The 20,639-nt window shown below is 70.4% G+C and carries 21 protein-coding genes and 1 riboswitch; of the genes, 5 read left to right on the forward strand and 16 right to left on the reverse strand.

Annotated features, from left to right (window positions below):
• Together B043_RS0111505 and B043_RS0111510 are read left to right on the forward strand one after the other, a co-directional pair.
• Positions 1 to 706 (forward strand): SDR family oxidoreductase (locus tag B043_RS0111505; protein WP_018462106.1); only part of this gene is annotated, 706 nt, incomplete at its 5' end.
• Between the two features lie 9 nt (positions 707 to 715).
• A complete protein-coding gene (locus tag B043_RS0111510; protein ID WP_018462107.1) occupies positions 716 to 1,876 on the forward strand; it encodes a serine hydrolase domain-containing protein in 1,161 nt (386 codons plus the stop codon).
• Here B043_RS0111510 and B043_RS0111515 read toward each other — a convergent pair.
• Complete coding sequence (locus tag B043_RS0111515; protein WP_018462108.1) at positions 1,873 to 3,756, reverse strand: APC family permease; 1,884 nt, start codon at positions 3,754 to 3,756, stop codon at positions 1,873 to 1,875. The two genes, B043_RS0111510 and B043_RS0111515, sit on opposite strands and share 4 nt — an antisense overlap.
• Before the next feature lie 2 nt (positions 3,757 to 3,758).
• Positions 3,759 to 4,427 (reverse strand): manganese-dependent transcriptional regulator MntR, encoded by a 669-nt coding sequence (gene mntR, locus B043_RS0111520; protein WP_018462109.1) that lies wholly within the window; start codon positions 4,425 to 4,427, stop codon positions 3,759 to 3,761.
• Positions 4,428 to 4,464: 37 nt separating this feature from the next.
• Between mntR and B043_RS0111525 the strand changes: the two genes are divergently transcribed.
• A complete protein-coding gene (locus B043_RS0111525) occupies positions 4,465 to 6,039 on the forward strand; it encodes a gamma-glutamyltransferase family protein (protein ID WP_018462110.1) in 1,575 nt (524 codons plus the stop codon).
• On the opposite strand, the gene B043_RS0111530 is transcribed toward B043_RS0111525, so the two are convergent.
• From B043_RS0111530 to B043_RS12970, 7 genes are all read right to left on the reverse strand, one after another.
• On the reverse strand, positions 6,036 to 6,824 hold the full coding sequence (locus B043_RS0111530; RefSeq protein ID WP_018462111.1) for an SDR family NAD(P)-dependent oxidoreductase: 789 nt from the start codon (positions 6,822 to 6,824) through the stop codon (positions 6,036 to 6,038). The two genes, B043_RS0111525 and B043_RS0111530, sit on opposite strands and share 4 nt — an antisense overlap.
• A 78-nt stretch (positions 6,825 to 6,902) precedes the next feature.
• On the reverse strand, positions 6,903 to 7,625 hold the full coding sequence (locus B043_RS0111535; protein ID WP_018462112.1) for a hypothetical protein: 723 nt from the start codon (positions 7,623 to 7,625) through the stop codon (positions 6,903 to 6,905).
• Between the two features lie 36 nt (positions 7,626 to 7,661).
• A complete protein-coding gene (locus B043_RS0111540) occupies positions 7,662 to 8,543 on the reverse strand; it encodes a DUF72 domain-containing protein (protein WP_018462113.1) in 882 nt (293 codons plus the stop codon).
• Between the two features lie 18 nt (positions 8,544 to 8,561).
• Positions 8,562 to 9,704 (reverse strand): homoserine O-acetyltransferase MetX, encoded by a 1,143-nt coding sequence (metX, locus tag B043_RS0111545; RefSeq protein ID WP_018462114.1) that lies wholly within the window; start codon positions 9,702 to 9,704, stop codon positions 8,562 to 8,564.
• Entirely contained in the window at positions 9,701 to 10,966 is a 1,266-nt protein-coding gene (locus B043_RS0111550) for an O-acetylhomoserine aminocarboxypropyltransferase/cysteine synthase family protein (protein ID WP_018462115.1), read from the reverse strand. Before B043_RS0111550 ends, metX begins: the two co-directional genes overlap by 4 nt.
• A gap of 119 nt (positions 10,967 to 11,085) precedes the next feature.
• Positions 11,086 to 11,222, reverse strand: a riboswitch (SAM riboswitch).
• Positions 11,223 to 11,275: 53 nt separating this feature from the next.
• Positions 11,276 to 11,689, reverse strand: coding sequence for a SufE family protein (locus B043_RS12965; protein WP_016329314.1), 414 nt, complete (start codon positions 11,687 to 11,689; stop codon positions 11,276 to 11,278).
• A gap of 9 nt (positions 11,690 to 11,698) precedes the next feature.
• Positions 11,699 to 12,394 (reverse strand): SDR family oxidoreductase, encoded by a 696-nt coding sequence (locus tag B043_RS12970; RefSeq protein ID WP_018462116.1) that lies wholly within the window; start codon positions 12,392 to 12,394, stop codon positions 11,699 to 11,701.
• A 73-nt stretch (positions 12,395 to 12,467) separates the two neighbouring features.
• Between B043_RS12970 and B043_RS0111565 the strand changes: the two genes are divergently transcribed.
• The gene (locus B043_RS0111565) at positions 12,468 to 12,722 is read left to right on the forward strand and encodes a hypothetical protein (protein WP_016329312.1); all 255 of its coding nucleotides are present in this window, start codon (positions 12,468 to 12,470) and stop codon (positions 12,720 to 12,722) included.
• Here B043_RS0111565 and B043_RS0111570 read toward each other — a convergent pair.
• Genes B043_RS0111570 through B043_RS0111595 form a run of 6 tightly spaced genes read right to left on the reverse strand, consistent with a single transcriptional unit; the run spans position 12,719 to position 18,608 of the window.
• Entirely contained in the window at positions 12,719 to 13,651 is a 933-nt protein-coding gene (locus B043_RS0111570) for a vWA domain-containing protein (protein WP_018462117.1), read from the reverse strand. The genes B043_RS0111565 and B043_RS0111570 overlap by 4 nt on opposite strands.
• On the reverse strand, positions 13,648 to 14,571 hold the full coding sequence (locus B043_RS0111575) for a vWA domain-containing protein (protein ID WP_018462118.1): 924 nt from the start codon (positions 14,569 to 14,571) through the stop codon (positions 13,648 to 13,650). Before B043_RS0111575 ends, B043_RS0111570 begins: the two co-directional genes overlap by 4 nt.
• Complete coding sequence (locus B043_RS0111580; protein WP_016329309.1) at positions 14,532 to 15,407, reverse strand: DUF58 domain-containing protein; 876 nt, start codon at positions 15,405 to 15,407, stop codon at positions 14,532 to 14,534. The genes B043_RS0111575 and B043_RS0111580 overlap by 40 nt, the downstream gene beginning before the upstream one ends.
• The gene (locus B043_RS0111585) at positions 15,373 to 16,395 is read right to left on the reverse strand and encodes an AAA family ATPase (RefSeq protein WP_018462119.1); all 1,023 of its coding nucleotides are present in this window, start codon (positions 16,393 to 16,395) and stop codon (positions 15,373 to 15,375) included. The genes B043_RS0111580 and B043_RS0111585 overlap by 35 nt, the downstream gene beginning before the upstream one ends.
• 60 nt (positions 16,396 to 16,455) lie before the next feature.
• On the reverse strand, positions 16,456 to 17,550 hold the full coding sequence (locus tag B043_RS0111590) for a zinc-dependent alcohol dehydrogenase (protein WP_018462120.1): 1,095 nt from the start codon (positions 17,548 to 17,550) through the stop codon (positions 16,456 to 16,458).
• Positions 17,547 to 18,608: a class II aldolase/adducin family protein gene (locus B043_RS0111595; RefSeq protein ID WP_018462121.1), complete on the reverse strand. Its 1,062-nt coding sequence runs from the start codon at positions 18,606 to 18,608 to the stop codon at positions 17,547 to 17,549. Before B043_RS0111595 ends, B043_RS0111590 begins: the two co-directional genes overlap by 4 nt.
• 47 nt (positions 18,609 to 18,655) lie before the next feature.
• Here B043_RS0111595 and B043_RS0111600 point away from each other — a divergent pair, with 47 nt between their 5' ends.
• Entirely contained in the window at positions 18,656 to 19,639 is a 984-nt protein-coding gene (locus B043_RS0111600) for a P1 family peptidase (protein WP_018462122.1), read from the forward strand.
• Here B043_RS0111600 and B043_RS0111605 read toward each other — a convergent pair.
• Positions 19,616 to 20,620, reverse strand: a complete 1,005-nt coding sequence (locus B043_RS0111605; protein WP_018462123.1) for a S1C family serine protease — start codon at positions 20,618 to 20,620, stop codon at positions 19,616 to 19,618. The two genes, B043_RS0111600 and B043_RS0111605, sit on opposite strands and share 24 nt — an antisense overlap.
• Positions 20,621 to 20,639 lie beyond the last annotated feature (19 nt).

Raw genomic sequence — 20,639 nt, forward strand, 5'->3', positions numbered from 1 at the left:
GGGGGCGGCCCACGGCATCGGCCGGGCCACCCTGGAGCTTTTCGCGAAGGAAGGGGCGAGGCTCGTGGCCTGCGACCTGGAGGAGGGCCCCCTCCGGGAGGCGGCGGAAGGGGTGGGGGCCCTGGCCATTCCCATGGACGTGGCCGACCCCCGCTCGGTGGAGGAGGGGTTCGGGAAGGCCCTGGAGGCTTTGGGGGGNTTGGACGGGGTGGTGCACTACGCGGGGATCACCCGGGACAACTTCCACTGGAAGATGCCCCTGGAGGACTGGGAGGCGGTGCTCCGGGTGAACCTTACGGGGAGCTTCCTGGTGGCCAGGGCGGCCAGCGCGGCCATGCGGGAGAGGAACCCTGGGAGCATCGTGCTTACCGCAAGCCGGGTGTACCTGGGGAACCTGGGGCAGGCGAACTACGCGGCTTCCAAGGCGGGGGTGGTGGGGCTTACGCGGACCCTAGCGTTGGAGCTGGGGCGGTACGGGATCCGGGTGAACGCGTTGGCGCCGGGGTTTATTGAGACGCGGATGACGGCCAAGGTGCCGGAGAAGGTGCGGGAGAAGGCCATCCAGGCCACGCCTTTGGGGCGGGTGGGGGAGCCTATAGAGGTGGCCTACGCGGCGCTTTTCCTGGTTTCGGACGAGTCCCGCTTCATCACCGGGCAGGTGCTCTTCGTGGACGGGGGGCGCTCCATCGGCGCGGCCCCCGCGTGAGGAGAGGGTATGGACTTCAAGAGGCTGGACGCCTGGCTGGAAGGGCTGGTGGAGGGAGGGCGGCTTCCCGGGGCCGTGGTCCTGGTGGCCCGGGGGGGCGAGCCCCTCTACTTCCGCGCCCTGGGCCACCTGGACCCGGAAAAGGGCCTCCCCATGCGGGAGGACGCCCTTTTCCGGCTCTACTCTATGACCAAGCCCTGGGTCTCCGCCCTGGCCCTCACCTTCGTGGAGGAGGGGACCCTTTCCCTAAGGGACCCCCTGGAGAAGTACCTGCCGGCCTTCGCCCGGCTCCAGGTGGGGCGGGAGGTGGGGGAGGAGGTGGTCTTGGAGCCCTTGAGGCGGCCCCTTCTCGTCTACGACCTCCTCCGCCACACCGCGGGCTTCACCTACGGGGTCTTCTTCGTTTCGCCGGTAAAAAGGCGTTACCTCGAGGCCGGGGTGGACCGCTTTGACCTCCCCCGGGAGGCCTTTTTGGAGCGTCTTTCCGCCCTGCCCCTGCGCTTCCAGCCGGGGGAGGCCTTTGAGTACGGGCTTTCCACCGACGTCCTGGGCCACCTCCTGGAGGCCCTTTCGGGGAAGACCCTGGCCGAGCTGATGGAGGAGCGGGTTTTCGCCCCCTTGGGGATGGGGGACTCGGGCTTCCAGGCTAAAGACCCTGCCCGCCTGGCCCAGCCCTTCCCCAAGGACCCCGAAACCGGCCGGCGCATCGCCCTCCTCCCCGTGGAGGCCCCCCCGCCCCGCTTCGCCGGGGGGATGGGGGGGGTGGGGACGGCCCTGGACTACCTGCGCTTCCTGGAGGCCCTGCGCACCGGGAAGGGCCTCCTCCACCCGGCCCTGGCCCGCCTCATGACCGAGGACCACCTGGGCCCCCTCTACGCCGAAGGGCTTAAGCGGGGCCCCGAGTACCTCCCGGGGCCCGGCTACGGCTTCGGGCTGGGGGTGGCCGTGCGCCTGGGGGCGGGCCTGGCCCCGGGAAGTCCAGGGGAGTTCTTCTGGGCGGGGTTTGGGGGCACCTACTTCTTCGTGGACCCTGCCCTGGAGCTTTCCGCCCTCTTCCTCGCCCAGGCCCCGAACCTCCTCTCCGTGCTGGAACCCGCGCGCGCCTTCCACTCCTTCTACGGGGACCGGCTTTGGCTTCACTTCAAGACCCAGGTCTACGCGGCGCTCTAGCCTTCCACGTGGACTCGGGGACGCTTTTGGGGGTTGGGCTCGGCCCGGCGCAGGACCTCGTGGGTGAGGGTGGGAACATCGCCCTCGCCAAAAAGGAGGAACTCAATGGCCGCGTGGAGAGGCCCTTCCTCGGGCCACTCAAAGTAGATGTGGGGCACCTTGCCCGTGCGGTCCCGAAGGTAGAGGAGGAAGGCGGCCAGGGTGTTCGGCGCCGCGGCCCCTAGGATGCGGAAGACCTGGTGGTCGGGGTGGTCGATGCCCCAGACCTTGGCCTTGGTTTTGAACTCCGAGGGGTCAGGGATGTAAACCTCCACGAAGTAGACGGGTTCCTTGGCCGGGAGATGGGCGCTCCCTCGCACCCGTCTTTCCTTGGCGGCGTAATCCGGCCTGGAACGCGGCCGGTGGGCGATGAGATGAACGGGGCTTTCCTGGGCCTTTATTCGCGCCGCCAGCCCTTCCGCCACCTCGTCCAGGACGAAGGTTTCCACCCGGAGTTCAAAGGAGCGGAGGGCCCTGGAGGTCAAGGAGACGAGGAGGGTGGCGGCGATGAAAAAGGCTGCGATCTTGATCCCGTCGGGCCTTTCCAGGATATTGGCCACCAGGACATAGAGGAAAAGGAGGGTAAGCCCGCCGTAGAGCTTTTGGTGGGGGTTTTGTTCTCTTTGGGCCAGGAGGTAGGCGGCCAAGGCGGAAGAGGTCATGACCACCAAAACGCCCGTGGCGTAGGCCGCGGCCTGGGCCTCCACGCTGGCCCGGAAGAGCAGGGTGACGGCGAAGGCCACCCCGGTGAAGAAGAGCACCAGGAGGCGTTGCCGCCTGGCCCACTCCGGGGCCATGCCGAAGCGGGGGAGGTAGCGGGGGACGATGGTGAGGAGGCCGGCCATGGCGCTGGCCCCGGCAAACCAGAGGATGGCGATGGAGAAGAGGTCGTAAACCGTGCCGAAGCCCTCCCCCAGATAGCGATGGGCCAGGTAGCTGATGGCCCGCCCCGAGACCTCCTCGCTCCGCCAGGCCTCCTCGGGGATGAGGAGGGTGGTGGCGGTGCCGGCCGCCACCAAAAAGCCTCCCATGATCAGAGCCGCTGCGAGGAGGAGCTTGTGGGTTTCCCGGATGCGCCCTAAAGGCTTTTGGGGGTCGTCTTCTGGCCGTCCCCGGATGAGGGGCATCACGGCCACGCCCGTTTCGTACCCGGAAAGCCCCAGGGCCAGCTTGGGGAAGGCCAGGAAGGTGGCGAGGACCATGGCCTCAGGGGCCGGGTAGGCCTGGAGGAGCCGCGTCCACCAGCCTTCCAGGGCCTCGAGGCTAAGGTGGGGGAGGGCGGCTCCTAGGGTGAGGGCGTTGAGGAGGAGGTAGCCGAGGGAAAGGGGCACGGCGAGCCCGATGGCCTCGCGGAAGCCCAAGTAGAAGACGAGGCCTAAAAGGGCGATGAGGAGGAGGGTGAGGCCCACCTGCTGCCCCTCGAGCCAGGAGGGGGCTAGGGGATTGGCGATGAGGTGGACGGCGGCGTCCGCGGCGGAGAGGGTGATGGTGACGATGAAGTCCGTGGCCATGAAGCCCAGGACCACCAGGACCAACACCTTTCCCCGCCAGCCGGGGAGGAGGTGGGTGAGGAGGCCAATGGACCCTTCCCCATGGGGGCTTTCCTCGGCCACGCGGCGGTAGACGGGGTAGACCGCGAGGACGGCGAAGAGGAAGAGGGCCAGGTTAGCGAGGGGCGAGAGGAGGCCTGCGGCCAGGAGGGCGATGCCGGGTTGGTAGCCCAAGGAGGAGAAGAGGTCCACCCCGGTGAGGCAGAGGACCTTCCACCAAGGGTAGCGGCCCTCTTCTTGTTCTTTGGCTTGGGCGGGTGCGGGCTTGGGGATGGGCGCTTCGCCGGGCATGGTTACCCCTGCTGATGAGGGGCCACCCCCACCGCCCGGGCGAGCTCCAGGGGCAGGAGGAAGACCTCCCCCTCCACCTCCACCCGTACCCCCTCCGGGCCCCGCTCCAGCACCCTGAGCTGGGCCCCGGGGCGCAGGTGGAGGTGGGCGAGGAGGTTCAAGGTGCCCGGGTCCTGGGCCAGGGCCCGCACCACCCGGGCCTCCCCCAGGGGGGCTTCGCTTAGGGGGAGGGCGGGGCGCTCCGGCAGGGTGAGCTCGGGGGTGGGGATGGGGTCCCCGTGGGGGTCAAAGGGGGGGTGGCCCAGGGCCTTTGCGATCCGCTCCTCCAGGGCCTCGGAGATCACGTGCTCCAGGCGCTCCGCCTCCTCGTGCACCTCCTCCCAGCCGTAGCCCAGGCTCTGGTGCAGGTAGGTTTCCAGGAGGCGGTGGTGGCGGAGGACCTCCAGGGCTACCTTTCGCCCCGCCTCGGTGAGCCTCGCCCCCCGGTAGGGGCTGTGCTCCACCAGGCCCAGGGCCTTGAGCTTCTTCAGCATCTCCGTTACCGAGGGAGGCTTCACCCCTAGGCGCTCCGCCAGGGCCTGGGTGGGGACGCTGCCCCCCAGGGCTTCCTCCAGGAGGAAGAGCTGCTTGAGGTAGTCCTCCTGGGCTTCGGAAAGGGGTGGGCGGCCCATCGGGTCTAGCCTAGCACCCGCCGGGGATAATGGGGCCATGGACCTCACCCACTACCCCTACCCCTCGAGGCGCTTCGTGGTCCTGGGCCGGCGGGGCGTGGTGGCCACCAGCCAGCCCCTGGCGGCCATGGCCGGGGCGGAAGTCCTCCTGAAAGGGGGGAACGCGGTGGACGCCGCCATCGCCATGGCCGCCTGCCTCACGGTGGTGGAGCCCACCTCCAACGGCCTTGGGGGGGACCTCTTCGCCCTGGTGTGGGACGGCAGGCTCCACGGCCTCAACGCCTCGGGGAAAAGCCCCTTGGCCCTCACGCCGGAAAGGCTTCCCGAAGGGCGGATGCCAGAAAGGGGCTGGTTTCCGGTGACCGTGCCCGGGGCGGTTTCCGGCTGGCGGGCCCTTCACGAGCGCTTTGGGAAGCTTCCCTTCCCCGAGCTCCTCCGCCCCGCCATCCGCCACGCGGAAGAAGGCTTTCCCGTGGGCCCCGAGACCGCCCGGGCCTGGCGGCGGGCGGAGGAGGTCTTCCTCCCTTTGGAAGGCCCCGAGTTCCAGGCCTTCAAGGAGGTCTTCTTCCCCGGGGGGCGGGCCCCCAGGGCGGGGGAGGTCTGGCGGAGCCCCCTCCACGCCAAAACCCTTAGGGAGATCGGGGAAAGCTACGGGGAAAGCCTCTACCGGGGCGCTTTGGCGGAGGCGTTGGCCCGCTTCAGCGCCGAGACCGGGGGGCTCCTCACCCTGGAGGACCTGAGGGCCCACGAACCCCTTTGGGTGGAGCCTCTTTCCGCAGACTACCGGGGGCTCACCCTTTACGAGCTTCCCCCCAACGGCCAGGGGGTGGCGGCCCTTCTGGCCCTCAGGATCCTCGAGGGCCTGGACTTCCACCTGGAGGACCCCCTGGGCTACCACCTCCAGATCGAGGCCATGCGCCTGGCCCTGGCGGACGCTTACCGCCACGTGGCCGACCCCCGCCACATGGAGGTGGCCCCGGAGGCCTTCCTCTCGGAGGTCTACGCGGCGGAAAGGCGGAGGCTCATCGGGGAAAGGGCCCTCCCCCTGCCCCTCCCCGGCCTCAAGCCCGGGGGGACGGTCTACCTGGCCGCGGCGGACGGCGAACTCCTGGTCTCCCTCATCCAGTCCAACTACCAGGGCTTCGGCGCCGGGGTCCTGGTGCCGGGCACGGGGGTGGCCCTCCACAACCGGGGCCTGGGCTTCGCCTTAGAGGAGGGCCACCCCAACCGGGTGGGCCCGGGCAAGCGCCCCTTCCACACCATCATCCCGGGCTTCCTCTTCCGGGAGGGGAGGCCCCTTGGGGCCTTTGGGGTCATGGGGGGGTTCATGCAGCCCCAGGGGCACGTGCAGGTGGTTCTGGCCCTGGCCCATGGGCTTAACCCCCAGGCCGCTTTAGACCGGCCCCGCTGGCAGGTGACCCCCTCGGGGGAGGTGCTGTTGGAGCCCGGGGTGCCCCAGGCGGTGGCCCTCTTCCTCAAGGACCGGGGCCACCGGGTGCGCTACGAGCTCGAGCCCGCCGCCTTCGGCCGGGGGCAGGTGGCCTTCCGCCATGGGGAGGCCCTCCTTGGGGCCAGCGACCCCCGGGCGGAGGGCCTGGCCCTCGCCCTTTAGCCGAGAAGCCCCCTCATCCGGCTCTGGATGAGGTGCACGGCCCTCAAGGGGCTCAGGCGGTAGAGGAGGTCCATGGCCCGGGCGTCCTGCCCCAGGAGGACCCGGAAGCGGTCCTTCTCCACCGCGTCCAGAAGGAGCTGGGCCGCCCGCTCGGGTTCCAAGATGGGCCCCCCCGTCCCCGCCCCCTTTACCTCCACCCCCGAGTGCTGGGCGATCCCCGTGCGCATGGCCCCCGGCAGGGCCAGGGTGACCCGCACGGGGGTGTCCTGGAGCTCCGCCCATAGGGCCTCCGTGAGGAGCTTCACCGCGGCCTTGGAGGCCCCGTAGACCGCTTGTCCCGGAACGGGCAGGAAGCCCCCCATGCTGGAAACGTTCACCAGGTGGGCCACGGGCCGCCTCAGGAGGTGGGGGAGGAAGGCCTTGGTCATGTACACCGTGCCCCAGAAGTTCACCCGGAAGACCCTTTCCATGCTGGGGAGGTCCAGCTCCTGGAAGCGCTTAAAGGGCTGGATGATCCCCGCGTTGTTGATGAGGCCGTCCACCTGGCCGTGGGCCCTTAGGACCTCCTCGGGCAGGGCCCTTACCCGTTCCTCCTGGGTGATATCCAGGGCGTGGAGGCTGAGGCCTTCCGAAGGCCCCGCCTTTGCCCGGGTCTCCTCCAGGCCCTCAGGCCTCAGGTCCACCGCCGCCACCCTGGCCCCCCGTCTTAGGAGCTCCAGGGCCAGGGCCTGGCCCAGGCCGCTCCCTGCTCCCGTGACCACCACCACTTTGCCCTTTAACCGCATGGCCCCACTTTACCCCAAGAGGGCTCAGGCGGCTTCCTCGCATGGGCCCATGCCGAAGCGCCCGTCCCGGTGGGATACTTAGAGGGGGTAGGCGAAGCCCAGGAGGGCCCTCGAGCCCAAGGCCTCCTCCCAGACCTGGGGCAAGGGCCCGAAAACCCCCCGCTCGGGCTTAAGCCCGTGGAGGGCCTCCTGAAAGGCTTTCCTTTCTTCCCAAAGGCTTTCGCCCAAAAGGAGCCGGATCCGCCCCTTCCGCCCCCCAAGCCGCCCGCCCCAGAAGCGGGCCAGGGCGGCGGGGAGCTGCCCCTTGGGCACCGGCAAAGGGGGCTGGTGCAGGGCTTCCCCTTCCAGGGCGAAGAGGGCGAAAAACCCCAAGCTGAGGACGAGCCCCCCTCCAGGGGGGAGCCAGCCTAAGGCGCGGAGCTTTTCCCCGTCCTGGGTGGCCAGGAAAAGTTGCCCTTCCCGCTCCACCCTGAGGAGTTCCGCCAAGACCTCCTTGGGCTCTCGCCTGCCCGCCTCCTCCGCCGCCCGCTCCGCCAGGGCGGCAAGCCCCGGGCCGAAGAGGGGGGTGGCGTGGAGGAGGAGGCGGTGGGGGTATTTCCGGGCCAGGGCCTGCCCCAAGGGGAGGTGGGCCCCAAAGGGGGGGCGGCTTAGGAGGAGGAGTACCCGGTCGTAGAGGGGTAGGAGCCGGGCCAGGGCCGCCTCGAGGCCCTCCTGGGCTGGGTTCCAGAGGAAAAGGCCAAGCTCCTCCGCCGTCCGCTCGCTGAGGCCGGAGGTGTGCTCGGTGAGGATGCCGAGTTCCATGCTTCCAGGCTAAGGGGCCCGGGGAGGACGTTTGTCCTAAACTGAGTCCAGAATCCTCTTGAGCCCCAGCCCCGCCTCCACCCCTTGGGTGCCGTAGTTGTTGTTGAAGATGACGTAGACCACCTCCGCCCGCTCCGCCAGGGTCTTGGCCGCCTGGGCCAGGTCCAAAAGCTCCTCTTCGGAATAGCGCCAGTTGAAGCGCTCGTAGGGTTTCCGGTGGGGCCCCTTCCAGGTTTCGGCGTTCCGCCCGTGGCAGCGGAGGACGGCCACGGGGTGGGTGGGCTCCAGGACCCTGGGGGGGGCCTCGGGGTGGGGCGGGGCGTCCACGCTCACGTGGACCAGGCCCAGGCGCTTTAGCTCCCGCTTCACGAAGCCCCAGGCGGTGTACCACTTGGGATTGCGGAACTCCACCGCCACCACATAGCCCTGGGCCCGCTCCGCAAGGCGTTCCAGGTAGCGGAAGCTCCGGGGCCTGGGCTCCACCCAGGGGGGGAGGCCGAAGTGGAGGTAGCCGAGCTTCCCCACCTGCCTTAAGGGCTCCAGGGCCAGGAGGAAGCGGCCCCAGGCCTCCTCCACCACCTCCTCGGGGATCTCCTTCTGGCTCAGGTGGCCTTCCTGCCGGGGGAGGAGGGCCCTCAGGTCCCTGGGGAGGCGTTCGGCCTCGAGGCCGTGCCCGGTGAAGGCGGAAAAGGCCTTCACGTGGAAGGTGAAGCCCTCCGGGGTCCTTTCCGCCCACTTGGCCACCACCTCGGGGCGGGGGAGGGCGTAGAAGGTGCTGTCCACCTCCACGGTGTCAAAGTGCTGGGCGTAGTAGCGGAGCCGCCCTTCGGGGTCCTTGGCCACCTCCTTGGGGTACCAGCCGGAGGCCAAAAGGGTCTCGTCCGTCCAGCTGGCGGTGCCCACCCGGATGGGGGCCATGCCCTTATGGTAGGCCCTTTAGGGCAGGAAGGCGTCCAGGATCTCCTCCACCTGGTCGGTTTCTATCAGGAAGGCGTCGTGCCCGTGGGGGCTTTTGATCTCCCGGTACCGGGCCCCCGCAAGCCTGGCCGCCTCCCGCACCTCCCAAGGGGGGTAGAGGAGGTCGGTGTCAATCCCCACGAAGAGGCTTGGGATCTCCTTAAGGCGCTTCAGGGCCGCCTCCATTCCCCCCCGGCCCCGGCCCACGTCGTGGGTGTCCATGGCCCGGGAGAGGACCAGGTAGCTTTCCGCGTGGAAGCGCCTTAAGAACTTCTCCCCCTGGTAGTCCAGGTAGGAGGGGCCTTCCTCCGGGGCCTCGTTCCAGCGGGCGGCGAAGCCCTCGGGGGCCCGGTAGCTCATCATGGCGATGCCCCGGGCCAGGGCCATCCCCTTGGGGGCCGCCTCCCCCGCCCAGTAGCCGGGGTCCTGGAGGATGGCCTGCCGGGCCAGGTGGTTGAAGGCCTGGGCCCAGGGGCCGTGCCGGGCCGGGGCGGCCAGGACCACGAGCTTCTTCACCCTCTCGGGGTACATGAGGGCGAACTCCAGGGCTACCATCCCCCCGAGGCTTCCCCCGATGACCGTGGCCCGCTCCACCCCCAGGTGGTCTAGAAGCCGGGCCTGGGCCCGGGCCAGGTCCCTTATGGTGAGGGGCGGGAAGGCCCGCCCGTAGGGGGCCCCCGTGCGGGGGTCTATGGAGAGGGGCCCGGTGGAGCCGTAGCAGCTTCCCAGGTGGTTGGCGGAAACCACGTAGTAAAGGGCGGGGTCCAGGATCCGCCCCGGGCCCACCAGGGCGTCCCACCAGCCCTCCTTTCCGAAGGCCTTTTCCAGGGGGGAGAGGGCCTTGAAGGTCTTCTCGTCGTAGGTGCCCGCCAGGTGGGCGCTCCCGGTGAGGGCGTGGAAGACGAGGACGGCGTTCTCCCGCCTGGCGTTCAGCCGGCCGTAGGTTTCAAAGCGGAGGCGCACCTCGGGGAGGTACCCCCCGAGCTCGGTGTAAAACCCCTCCCGCCGGGGGAAGAGGACGGCGGTGCGGGGGGTGGGGGGCGGGATGGAGAGGGGGGAGCGGGGGGGCTTTAGGAGGAGGGCCTCGTGCTCCCCCCAGGTTTCCAGGGCGATCTCGCTCATCCCAAGGCCTCCCGAAGCTCCGCCTTGAGGTCTTCTATGTGCTCCAGGCCCACGGAGAGCCGGATCATCTCCGGGGCCACCCCGGCCTGGACCTGCTCCTCAGGGGAGAGCTGGGAGTGGGTGGTGGAGGCGGGGTGGATGGCCAGGGTGCGGGTGTCCCCCACGTTGGCCAGGTGGGAGATGAGCCTAAGCCGCCCCATGAAGGCCTTGGCCGCCTCGTACCCCCCCTTGAGGCCGAAGGTGAGGACCGCCCCCGGCCTCCCCCGGAAGTACTTCACCGCCCGGGCGTGGTGGGGGTGGTCGGGGAGGCCCGGGTAGTTCACCCAGGCCACTTTGGGGTGCTCCCTAAGCCAGTGGGCCAGGGCCAGGGCGTTTTCCACGTGGCGCTCGGCCCTTAGGGAGAGGGTTTCCATCCCCAGGAGGACCACCCAGGCCTCAAAGGGCCCCAGGGCCTGCCCCTGGTCGCGGAGGCCGTCCACCCGGGCCTTCACGATGAAGGCCAGCTCCCCGAAGGCCTCCGTGAGCCTGAGGCCGTGGTAGCCGGGCTGGGGCTCGGTGAGGAGGGGGTAGCGGCCATTGTCCCAGGGGAAGTTCCCCCCGTCCACCATGGCGCCCGCGATGACCGCCCCGTGCCCCCCCACCCACTTGGTGAGGGAGTGGGTGACCAGGGCGGCCCCCCATTCCAAGGGCCTCAGGAGGTAGCCCCCCATGCCGAAGGTGTTGTCCACGATGAGGGCTACCCCCACCTCCCGGGCCGCCTGGGCTAGGGCCTCGAGGTCGGGGATGGTGAGGGCGGGGTTGCCGATGGACTCCACCCACCAGGCCCGCGTCCTCTCGTCCGTGAGGGCCAGGAACTCCTCGGGGCGCTCCTCGCGGGAGGTGAAGCGCACCTCGATCCCCAGCCGCCTCAGGGTCACCTTGAACTGGTTGAAGGTGCCCCCGTAGAGGTTGGGGCTCGTGACCAGGTTGTCCCCCGCCTGGGCCAGGGTGGTGAGGGCCAGGAACTGGGCCGCGTGGCCGCTTGCGGTGGCCAGGGCCGCCTTCCCCCCCTCCAGGGCCGCAAGGCGCTTTTCCAGCACCTCCACCGTGGGGTTCATGATGCGGGAGTAGATGTTCCCGAAGGCCCTCAGGGCGAAGAGGTCCGCGGCGTGCTCGGGGCTTTGGAAGACGTAGCTGGTGGTGGGGTAGATGGGGACCTGGCGGCTTAGGGTGGTGGGTTCGGGCTCGTAGCCCGCGTGGAGCTGCAGGGTCTCAAAGCGCATCTTTGGCCTCCTTTCCAAGACCCGGCCGGGTGCGCTTGGAAGGGGCCATGAGAAAGCCCCTTCCCGGCGGGACCGTTCTCTCTCGCCAAGAAGGGGTTGGGCGTGGCGCTTCCCCCCTTCTCTTATCGTCCCCGGGCGTTTCCCCCGCCCGGGCCGGCCTTGGCACCAGCCCCGCCCGCATCCGGCCATGGAACGGAAGAGGCGGGAGGTTGCCGCGGTTTCACAGGGCCGTACCCTCCACCGCTCTGGATAAGAGAACGGGCTGGTTTTCGCCGCGCCCCGGCGCGGTTAGGCCCCAGTGTAGGGGCCTTACCCCTTCCCGTCAAGGGCCCTGCGCACCTGGGCCTTGAGCCGCTCCAGGGCGGCCTCGAGGCCCCTAAGCCTCAAGGGGGTGAGGAGCTCCTCCAGCCCCGCCCCCCGGTAGAAATCGGGGGGGATGGCGAGGACCGCTTCCGGGCTTTCCCCTTCCAGCTCCAAAAGGAGCCCCGCGAAGGCCTTCACCGTGGGGGCCTCGTCGGGCACGTGGAAGAAGAGCTTTACCTTCCCCCCTTCCACCCCCGCGTGCAGGAAGAAGGGGGTCTGGCACTCGTGGACCCTTTCCAGCTCCACCCCAGGGGGTGGGGGCGGGACCTTTTTAGCGTAGTCCAGGAGGACCTGGGTCTTGAGCTCCCGGGGGAGGCTCTTGATGAGGTCCAAGGCGGCCTGAAGCTTAGGGGGCACCATACCCTTAGCCTACCGCCCCTGGGGCCGGGTGGGCCTCAGTTCCATCTCCGAGGGGAGGGCCCGTTTGGGAAGCCTTAAGGCGAAGAGGACCGCCTCGGCCACGTCTTCCGGGGCAAGCTTCCAGGCCTGGCCCGGGGCGTTCCCGGAAAAGCCGGTGTCCACCGAGCCGGGCAGGACGTTCACCACCCGCACCCCCTCCCCCCTCAGCTCCAGCATGGCCGCCCCCATGAGGCCCAGGAGGCCGAACTTGCTGGCGTTGTAGGCCGCGCCCCCCTTGAAGGGGTTTTTCCCTGCCAGGCTTGCGATGTTCACCACCACCCCTTCCCGCTCCTTGAGGAGGGGGAGGGCGGCTTTGAGCCCCAGGAAGGGCCCTACCAGGTTGACCTCCAAGACCTCCCTTAGCTCCCCTTCGGAAAGCTCTTCCAGGGGCTTGAAGATCCCGATGCCGGCGTTATTCACCAGGACGTCCAGGCCCCCAAAGGCCTCCTTTAGGGCGGCCACCGCCCGGGCCCAGTCCTCCGCCTTCCGCACGTCCCCCACCAGGGGGAGGGCCCTTTCCCCCAGGGCTTCCGCCACCGCCCTTAGCCCCCCTTCGTCCCGGGCCAGGAGGCCCACCCCGTACCCCTCCCGGTGGAGGGCCTCCGCGATGGCCTTGCCGATGCCGCGGCTGGCGCCGCTTACCAGGGCCACCTTCATGCCCCCCATTCTCTCAAGGGCCCTTTTCCCGATTACCCCCGGCCTCACATTCCCCCCGCGGGGGCCCTCCTATCCTGAAGGGGTGAAACCCCTGGCGCTGGGCCTTCTCCTGGGCTTTCTCCTGGGGGTGGGGGCGGCCAGGCTCACCGCGGCCCCTCCCCCTTCCCCTCCCCGGGCCTTCCTCCCCGTGCAGTTCCCAGAGGCCCCTGAAGGGTGCGAGCCCCAGGTCTACCTTTTCCTGAACGGGGAGTTCTTCCGCCTCCTCCCCACGCCGGGAGGGGAGCCCCAGGAGCTCTTTCCCGTGGAGCCCGCCCCCAACCCCTTTGGCGGCTCCTAGAGGGGAAAGAGGAAGCGCCTTAACCCCAGGCTCAGGAGGGCCAAAAACCCCCCGAGGAGGCCGAAAAGCCCCGTGGCCTCCACCCGGACCACTTCCAGCTTCATCTCCGCCGCCAGCTTCCGGTAGAGGGCCTTCAGGGCCTCGGTGGAGGTCACCAGGTGGTGGCTCCCTCCCGTGAGCTCCCCTATGGCCCAAAGGAGCTCCTCGTCCACCTCAAAGGCCCCCGCGAAGAAGCCGAAGCCCATGACCGGGTCCTCGGGGCTGGGGGTCCAGCCGGGCACCCCCACCCCGATGGCGTGGATGGGCACCCCCATGCGGGCCGCTTCCCCCGCGGCCTCCAGGGGGTCTACCCCGGTGCGGTTCCGGCCGTCCGTGAGGAGGACGATGACCCCCTTGCCCCCTGCGGCCTCTATGCCCCTTAGGGCCTCGAGGATGCCCTCCCCGATGGCCGTGGAGCGCCCGAACTCGAGGCTCTCCAGGCTGGCCCTAAGGCGCTTCCGGTCCAGGATGGGGGGGTGGACGGTCTGGGCGGAGCCGGAGAAGATCACAAGCCCCACCCGAAGCCCCTTGGGGGCCTCTTCCAGGAAGGCCCGGGCGGCCTCCTTGGCGGCCTCGAGGCGGTTCGGCTTCAGGTCCGGGGCCATCATGCTCCGGCTCACGTCGATGACCAGGATGGCCACCCGGTCCCCCACCGCGCCCGGCAGGGGGAGAAGGGGCCGGGCCGCCCCCAGGACGAGGAGAAAGAGGGCCAGGAGGAAGAGGGCCTGGGGCAGCCACCTAAGGGGCTTCTTCCCTTCCTGGGCCGCCTCCTTGAGCAGGCGGGCCAAGGGATGGGGGAGGGGGGCCTTCTTGGGCCCCTTCCAGAGGGCCAGGGCTAAAAACCCCACGAGGAGCAGGAGGCTTAGGGCCTCCGGAGCCAAAAGCTTCACGGCAACCTCCCTTCCAGGGCCACCCTCCGGTACCCGCCGAAGGCCAGGAGGAAAAAGGCCAAGACGAGGAGGCCCTGGCTGAGCTCTATGGGCCTCGCCCGCCAGGCCCAGGAGGGCCTTAGGTGGCGGTACAGGGGCCGGAAGTCCTCCCCCAGGGCCTCCCCGCCCGTGGCCTGGGCCAGGCGGAGGAGGCGGGCGGGGTCCGCGGGCACGAAGAAAAGCCCTTCCCCGATGCGGCTCACCGTCCCCCTGGGGTCCCCTAAGGGGCGCACGAAGAGGGGGATGCCCGCCTGCCGGAAGCGGGGGGCCCGCTCCAGGGGGTCTCCTCCAGCGTTGGCCGCCCCGTCGGAGAAGAGGAGGACGGCCCTAGGGGGCTTGGCCTCGGGCAGGTCCCGCTCGGGGCCTATGGCCTCCCCCAGGGCCTTCAGGGCCTGGTCCAGGCCCTGGGCCAGGGGGCTCACCCCGCCGGGCCGAAGCCCCTCTAAGGCCTCGAGGAGGGCGGTCCGCTCGGTGCTTGGGGGCAGGAGGATCACCGCCTGGGGGCCGAAGCTTACGAGCCCCGCCCTCACCGTGGGGTCCAGGCCCTGGAGGAAGGCCCTGGCCAGGGCCTTGGCCCGTTCCAGGCGGCTTGGGGCCTCGTCGTCCGCGGCCATGGAGTGGCTGGTGTCCACCACCAGCACCACCTGGGTCCGGTTCTCCCGCCAGGGGAGGGTGGCCTCCGGCCGGCCCGCGGCCAGGAGGAGAAGGAGGAGGCCCAGGGGGTAGGCCCACTCCCACCCTGGGGGCCTGGGGCGGAAGGGGGCCTCCAGGGCCCGTTCCAACCGGGCCCGGCCCCCGCGCAGGAGGAGCACAAGGAGGAGAAGGCCCAGGAGGAAGAGCCCTAGGCCGAGAAGGAGGGTCCCCGGCTCCTTGAAGGCCACCTCCGCCTCCTTTCCACAAACCCCAGGATGAGGGGGACGAGGTCCATCTCCGTGGAGGCTAAGACCACCTCCGCCCCCGCCCGCCTGAGGGCTTCCAGGCGGGCTTTCCTAAGGGCCTCCGCCCGGGCGCGGTAGGCGGCGCGCACCCTGGGGTCCAGGGCGTCCACCTCCACCACCTCCCCCGTCCTTGGGTCCCGGAAGCGCCAGACCCCCTCGGGGAGCTCCCGCTCCAGGGGGTCCTCCAGCAGGACGGCCACCAGGTCGTGCCGGGCGGCAAGCCGGCCCAGGGGCAGGGCGAACTCGTCCAGAAAGTCCGAGAAGACGAAAAGAAGCCCCCGCCTCCGGGCCACCCGCCCCAGGAGGTCCAGGCGCTCCCCTAAGGGCGCGGGGTCTTCCGCCGCCTTCAGGGCGGCCTCGGCCAGGGCCAGGGCCTGGGCCCGGCCCCCCTTCGGGGGGAGGAGCCGGCCCGAGACCACCCCCCCCACCCGGTTCCCGTGCCTCAGGGCGATGTAGGCGAAGGCCAGGGCCAGCTCGAGGCCCAGGGCGTACTTCTCCCGCCTCCTGGAGCCGAAGCGCACCGTGGGCCCCCCGTCCAGGAGGAGCCAGAGGGTGAGCTCCTTTTCCTCCCGGAAGCGGCGCACGTGGAGGGTGCCCGTGCGGGCGGTGGCCGGCCAGTCTATGCGCTCCAGCTCGTCCCCCGGGTGGTAGGGGCTGATCTCGGCGAGCTCCAGGCTCCGACCGTAGAAGACCCCCCGGTAGTCCCCGAACAGAAGCCCATCCAGGGGCCGGACCACCTTGAGCTCAAGCCTCCGCAGCAGGGCCTCGGGCGTCTCCATAGGGGTCCCTTAGGGGCACAAAAGGCGGGGGAAAGGCCTCCAGGATCCGCTCCAGCAGAGCGTCCGGCCCCACCCCCTCCGCCAGGGCCTGGTAGGAGAGGACCAGGCGGTGGCGCAGGGCGTCCTTAAAGAGGTCGCGCACGTCCTCGGGAAGGGCGTAGGCCCGGCCCCGGAGGAGGGCCAGGGCCTTGGCCCCCTGGACCAGGGCCAGGGAGGCCCTGGGGCTTGCCCCGAAGGCCAGGTAGGGCCTAAGCTCCTTTTCCGGCTTCCGGGTGGCCTGCACCAGCTCCACCGCGTGCTCCGCCACCTTGGGGTGGACGTAGACCTGGCGGGAGAGCCGGGAAAGGGCCAGGAGCTCCTCCAGGGAGAGGACCTCCCGGACCTCCGGGGCCTCCCCCCGGGTCATGCGCTCTACGATCTGGAGCTCCTCGTGGAAGGCTGGGTAGTCCACCACCACCTTGAGGAGGAAGCGGTCCAGCTGGGCCTCGGGCAGGGGGTAGGTGCCCTCGCTCTCAATGGGGTTTTGCGTGGCCAGCACCAGGAAGGGTTTGGGGAGGGGGTAGGTCTCCCGGCCGATGGTCACCTGCCGCTCCTGCATGGCCTCCAGGAGGGCCGACTGCACCTTGGCGGGGGCGCGGTTGATCTCGTCCGCCAGGAGGAGGTGGGCGAAGATGGGCCCCAGCTCCGTGGAGAAGGTTCCTTCCTTGGGGTTGTAGACCCGGGTGCCCAGGAGGTCCGCGGGCACCAGGTCCGGGGTGAACTGGATCCGTTTGAACCGCCCCCCCAGGGCCTCGGCCAGGGTCTTCACCGCCAGGGTTTTGGCCAGGCCCGGCACCCCCTCGATGAGGAGGTGCCCCCCGGCCAGGAGGGCCACCAGCATCCTCTCCAAAAGGAGGTCCTGGCCCACGATGACCCGCTTGACCTCCTTCAGGAGTTCCTGAAGCCGTTCCTTAGCCCCCTCAAAGGGGTTTTCCCCTTCCTCCCGCATAAGACCCTCCTTCGGCTCTTGGGTAGAGCCTAGCCCAGGGGGCCTCCTGCCCGCCCTGCCCTAGGCCACATTTGGGCGGAAGAGGGCTTTCCCCTTGCTCAAAAGGGCCTCCGGCCAGGCCTCCAGGGGGAAGACCCCCCCCACCAGGCCTTCCAGCCCGGAAAGCTCGGGCAGGAGGGCCACCGCCTCCCGGAACTCCTCCCGGGTGTAGGTGTAGCTCCCCACCAGGCCCACCTCCTTGAACCAGAAGGGGGAGAGGTCCGCCCACTCCACCCCCGGGGCCCCCAGGAGGAGGACCCTTCCCCCTTCCGCCGCCAGGGCCAGGGCCTCGCGGAAGCCCCGGCCGCTGCCCGAGGCCTCCACCACCCCCCTGTACCCCCCCCGGTGCCCCTCGAAGAGGAGGTAGCGGTAGCGCCGGGCCCGTTCCTCCAGGGCCTCCCTGGCGCTCCCAAAGACCCGGTCCGCCCCGAAGGCCCGGGCCTTTTCCGCCTGGTGAGGGTGCTTGGCCACCGCGTACACCCGGCCGCCGTACCCTAGGGCCCGGAGGAGCCTAAGGGTGAGGAGGCCGATGGTGCCCATGCCCAGGATGAGGACCTCCTCGGGCCAGGGCTGGAAGCGCCTTAGCCCCCTCAGGACCACCGCCAGGGGCTCGGCAAAAACGGCCCGCTCATCGGGCACCCCTTCTGGGATGGGGTAAAGCCGCTCCTCCCGGGCCAGGGTCCACTCCCCCCAGCCCCCCGGGAGGTCGCGGTTGTAGCCCAGCATCCCCGGGGCCAGGGCCCCTTCCGCCAGGTTCTGGCAAAGCCCTTCCTCCCCCTGCTGGCACATGGGGCAGGGGGGAAGGCCGCGCTCGAGGCAGGCCAGAAGGGGGTTCACCGCCACCCTCACCCCTTCCACCTCCCCCAGGATCTCGTGGCCGAGGACGGCGGGGAAGGAGAAGAAGGGGCTTAGGGAGGGGGGGCTTTTCCCGTAGAGGAGGGCCAGGTCCGAGCCGCAGACCCCGCTTAGGAGGACCCGCACCCGCCGGAAGCCCGGCCTTTCCGGCGGGGGCAGTTCCTTTAGCGCAAGGGGCAGGGCCCTGACGGGAAAGCGCTTGCCTAGGGCGCGGGCGGCGAAGAAGCGGGGGAGGGAGGGGGTGTAGAGGAGGGCCTTCATGTCATGGGCACGGTGCGGAGGAGCTTCCCCTCAATCCGCTCCAGAATCTCGTCCAGGCTCCGGCCGGTGATGGTGAGGCCGTGGTTCTTGAGGCCCACCACCGCCCGGGTGGGGTCCTTTGCCTCCCGCACCTTCTCCGCCACCGCCTGGGCCAGCTCGTAGGTGCCGCAGGGGTAGTTGAAGGGGGTGGCGGGCACCCCCTCCATCCAGGCGTGCACGTGGAGGATGGCCCCCACCCCGGGGTGCTCCCGGTAGATCATCCAGTGCTCTATGGCGTCCACGCTCACCCTCCTGGGCTCCACGTGGGGGGGGACGGAGAGGAGGATGGCGTTTTGCTCGGGGTCGTAGCCCTTCACCATGAGGATGTCCCGGCCGATCTCCCGTAGGTTCGCCTTGTCCACGCCGCTGGCGGACATCCAAAAGCGGGTTTCGTCCTTGCGCACGGAGAGGTTCCCGTAGGAGAGCCCCCCGATGCCGTAGAGGCGCTTCACGTGCCTTAGGTCCTCAGGGGGGAGGATCTCCTCGATGGGGAAGGGGGCGGGGAGGAGGTCCCACTCCTTGAGCTTCTTCCCCGCGCGGTGCATGCTCTCCGTGAGCTCGTCCCCCTGCCAGAGCTCGGGCTCCAGGTCGGGGATGAAGACGTTGTTTAGGACGAGGCGGCTGCAGGCGATGGGCCTAAGGCGCGCGGCCACCCGTTCATAAAACCCCTCCCCCTCCTTCTCCTCGTAGTGGCCGAGCTCCAGGGTGAGGAACGTCACCCCATCCCCGGGCACGTAGGCCAGGAGGACGTTGGAGAGGGCCCGCACCAGGTAGGGGTAGAGCTCCCGGATGGGGTCTCCCGGCTTTTGGGGGAGTTCCAGCACCGAGGCCACGAAGGTGGCCTGGGCCTTCCGGCGGTAGGGCCTGGGGGCCTCCTTGCGGATGGCGTTCAGCACCAGGTTGGGGGCCTCCTCCGTGAGCTCTAGGCGGAAGCCCTGGGCCTCCAGGGCTTTTCCGAGCTCTTCCAAGAACGCCTGGACGCTGGGGGAAGGGTCACCGTGGATGAGGTAGGTCCACATCTTCCGCCTCCCTTGTCTTGGCCTATAGGCTACACCATACTGGGGGCATGGCGGAAGCTTGGAGGGGGGACGAGATTCCCCTTAAGGGCCTTCTGGTGGGCCATTACACCGACCTCGAGGCCATGACGGGCTGCACGGTCCTCCTCCTGGAGGAGGGCGCGGTGGCCGCGGTGGACGTGCGGGGGGCGGCCCCGGGGACCCGGGAGACGGACCTCCTGGCCCCGGAGAACACCGTGGAGCGGGTCCACGCCCTTCTCCTCACGGGGGGGAGCGCCTTTGGCCTGGGGGCGGCGGAGGGGGTGGTGCGCTTCCTCTGGGAGCGGGGGAGGGGCTTTCCCACCCCCGCGGGCCCCGTGCCCATCGTGCCGGGGGCGGTGCTTTACGACCTCGGCCGGGGGGCGGTCTTCCGGCCCCCAGGCCTCGAGGCGGGCTACGCCGCCTGCCAGGGGGCCAGCCGGAGGGTGGCCGAGGGGAGCGTGGGGGCGGGGACGGGGGCCCTGGCGGGCGGGGTGAAGGGCGGGGTGGGCCTTGCGGGGTACACCCTGGAGGAGGGCTTTGGGGTGGGGGCTTTGGCGGCGGTGAACAGCCTGGGCCGCCCCTTTGACCCCCTCACCGGAAGGCTCTACGCGGAAGGCCTCCTGGAGGAGGCGGAGCGGGCCCTCCTGCCCGACCTCGCCCGCTACCGGGGGCGGCGGGAGGAGTACCGGTACCCGCTCCTCCTGGGCGGGAACACCACCTTGGCCGCGGTCTTCACCGACGCCCCCCTCACCAAGGCCCAGGCCCGGCGCCTGGCCATCATGGCCCAGGACGGGATCGCCCGGGCCCTCCGCCCCGCCCACACCCCCCTGGACGGGGACCTGGTCTTCGCCCTGGCCCTGGGGGACGGGCGCGGGGTGGGGCTTCCCCTCCTGCTGCGCCTTGGGGCCTACGCCGCGGATGCCCTGGCCCGGGCCATCGCCCGCGCGGTGCTCCTCGCGGAGGGCCTGGGCTTTCCCACCTACCGGGCCCTAGCGGCCGGGGAAGGGGCTTAGGAGGACCTCCACCCGCAAAACCTCCCCGCCCCGGCGCACGGTGAGGGCCACCCGGTCCCCCACCTGGTAGCGGCGCACCTCCCGCAGGAGGTCCTCAAAGCTCCCCACCGCCACCCCGTTCACCTCCAGGATCACGTCCGGCACCCCTCCGGACTCGAGGCCCCTAAGCCCCGCCTTGGCCGCCGCCCCGCCCGGCACCACCTCCCCCACCATCACCCCCCCAGGGGGGAGGCCCAGCTCCCGGGCGAGCTCCGGGGTGAGGGCCCTTGGGCCCCTCAGGCCCAGGTAGGGCCAGTAGGCCTTTTCTCCCCGCTCCAGCCCCCGCACCACCCCTTCCCGCCCCAAGAGGGGGGTGAAGAAGCTTCGGAAGCCCTCCTCCGTCTGCCCGATGGCCACCGCCACCCCCACCACCCTTCCTTCCCCGTCCAGCACGGGCCCCCCGGAGTCCCCGGGGGCCAGGGGCAGGGAGGTCTCCACCAGGCCCTGGGGCAGGAAGGGGGAGGGGTTCACCCCGAGCCGCACCACCCGGCCGTACCGGGGGGCGATGAACTGGCCCCGCCCGTTGCCGATGTGGAGGAGGGCCTCCCCGGGACGGGGGGCGCGGGCGAACTCCAAGGGGAGGGCGCGGCTGTGGGGGGTTTCGGCCTCGAGGACCGCCAGGTCAAAGGGCTCGTGGAACCCCACCACCCGGGCCCCGACCTCCTTGCGGCTCGGGAGGAGGAGGGTGAGGGGCCCCCCTTCCGCCACCACGTGGTAGGCGGTGAGGAGGAGGGTGGGGCTGTAGAAGAAGGCGGTGCCCCGGCCGCCTTCCGGCCCCTGGACCAGGACCACCGCGGGGTGGGCCTTTTGGTAGACCTCTTCCAGCCGTTCGGGGGGGGCCTGGATGGGCTCCGCCCAGCGGGTGGGCGTGGGGGGGTTGAGGAGGAGCCAGAGGGTCAGGCCCAAGGGGAGGGCGGAAAGCCACAGGAGGGTTCGCGCCATATCCCCAGGATGGGGCCTT

Source organism: Thermus oshimai DSM 12092, from assembly GCF_000373145.1.
Lineage (GTDB): Bacteria > Deinococcota > Deinococci > Deinococcales > Thermaceae > Thermus > Thermus oshimai.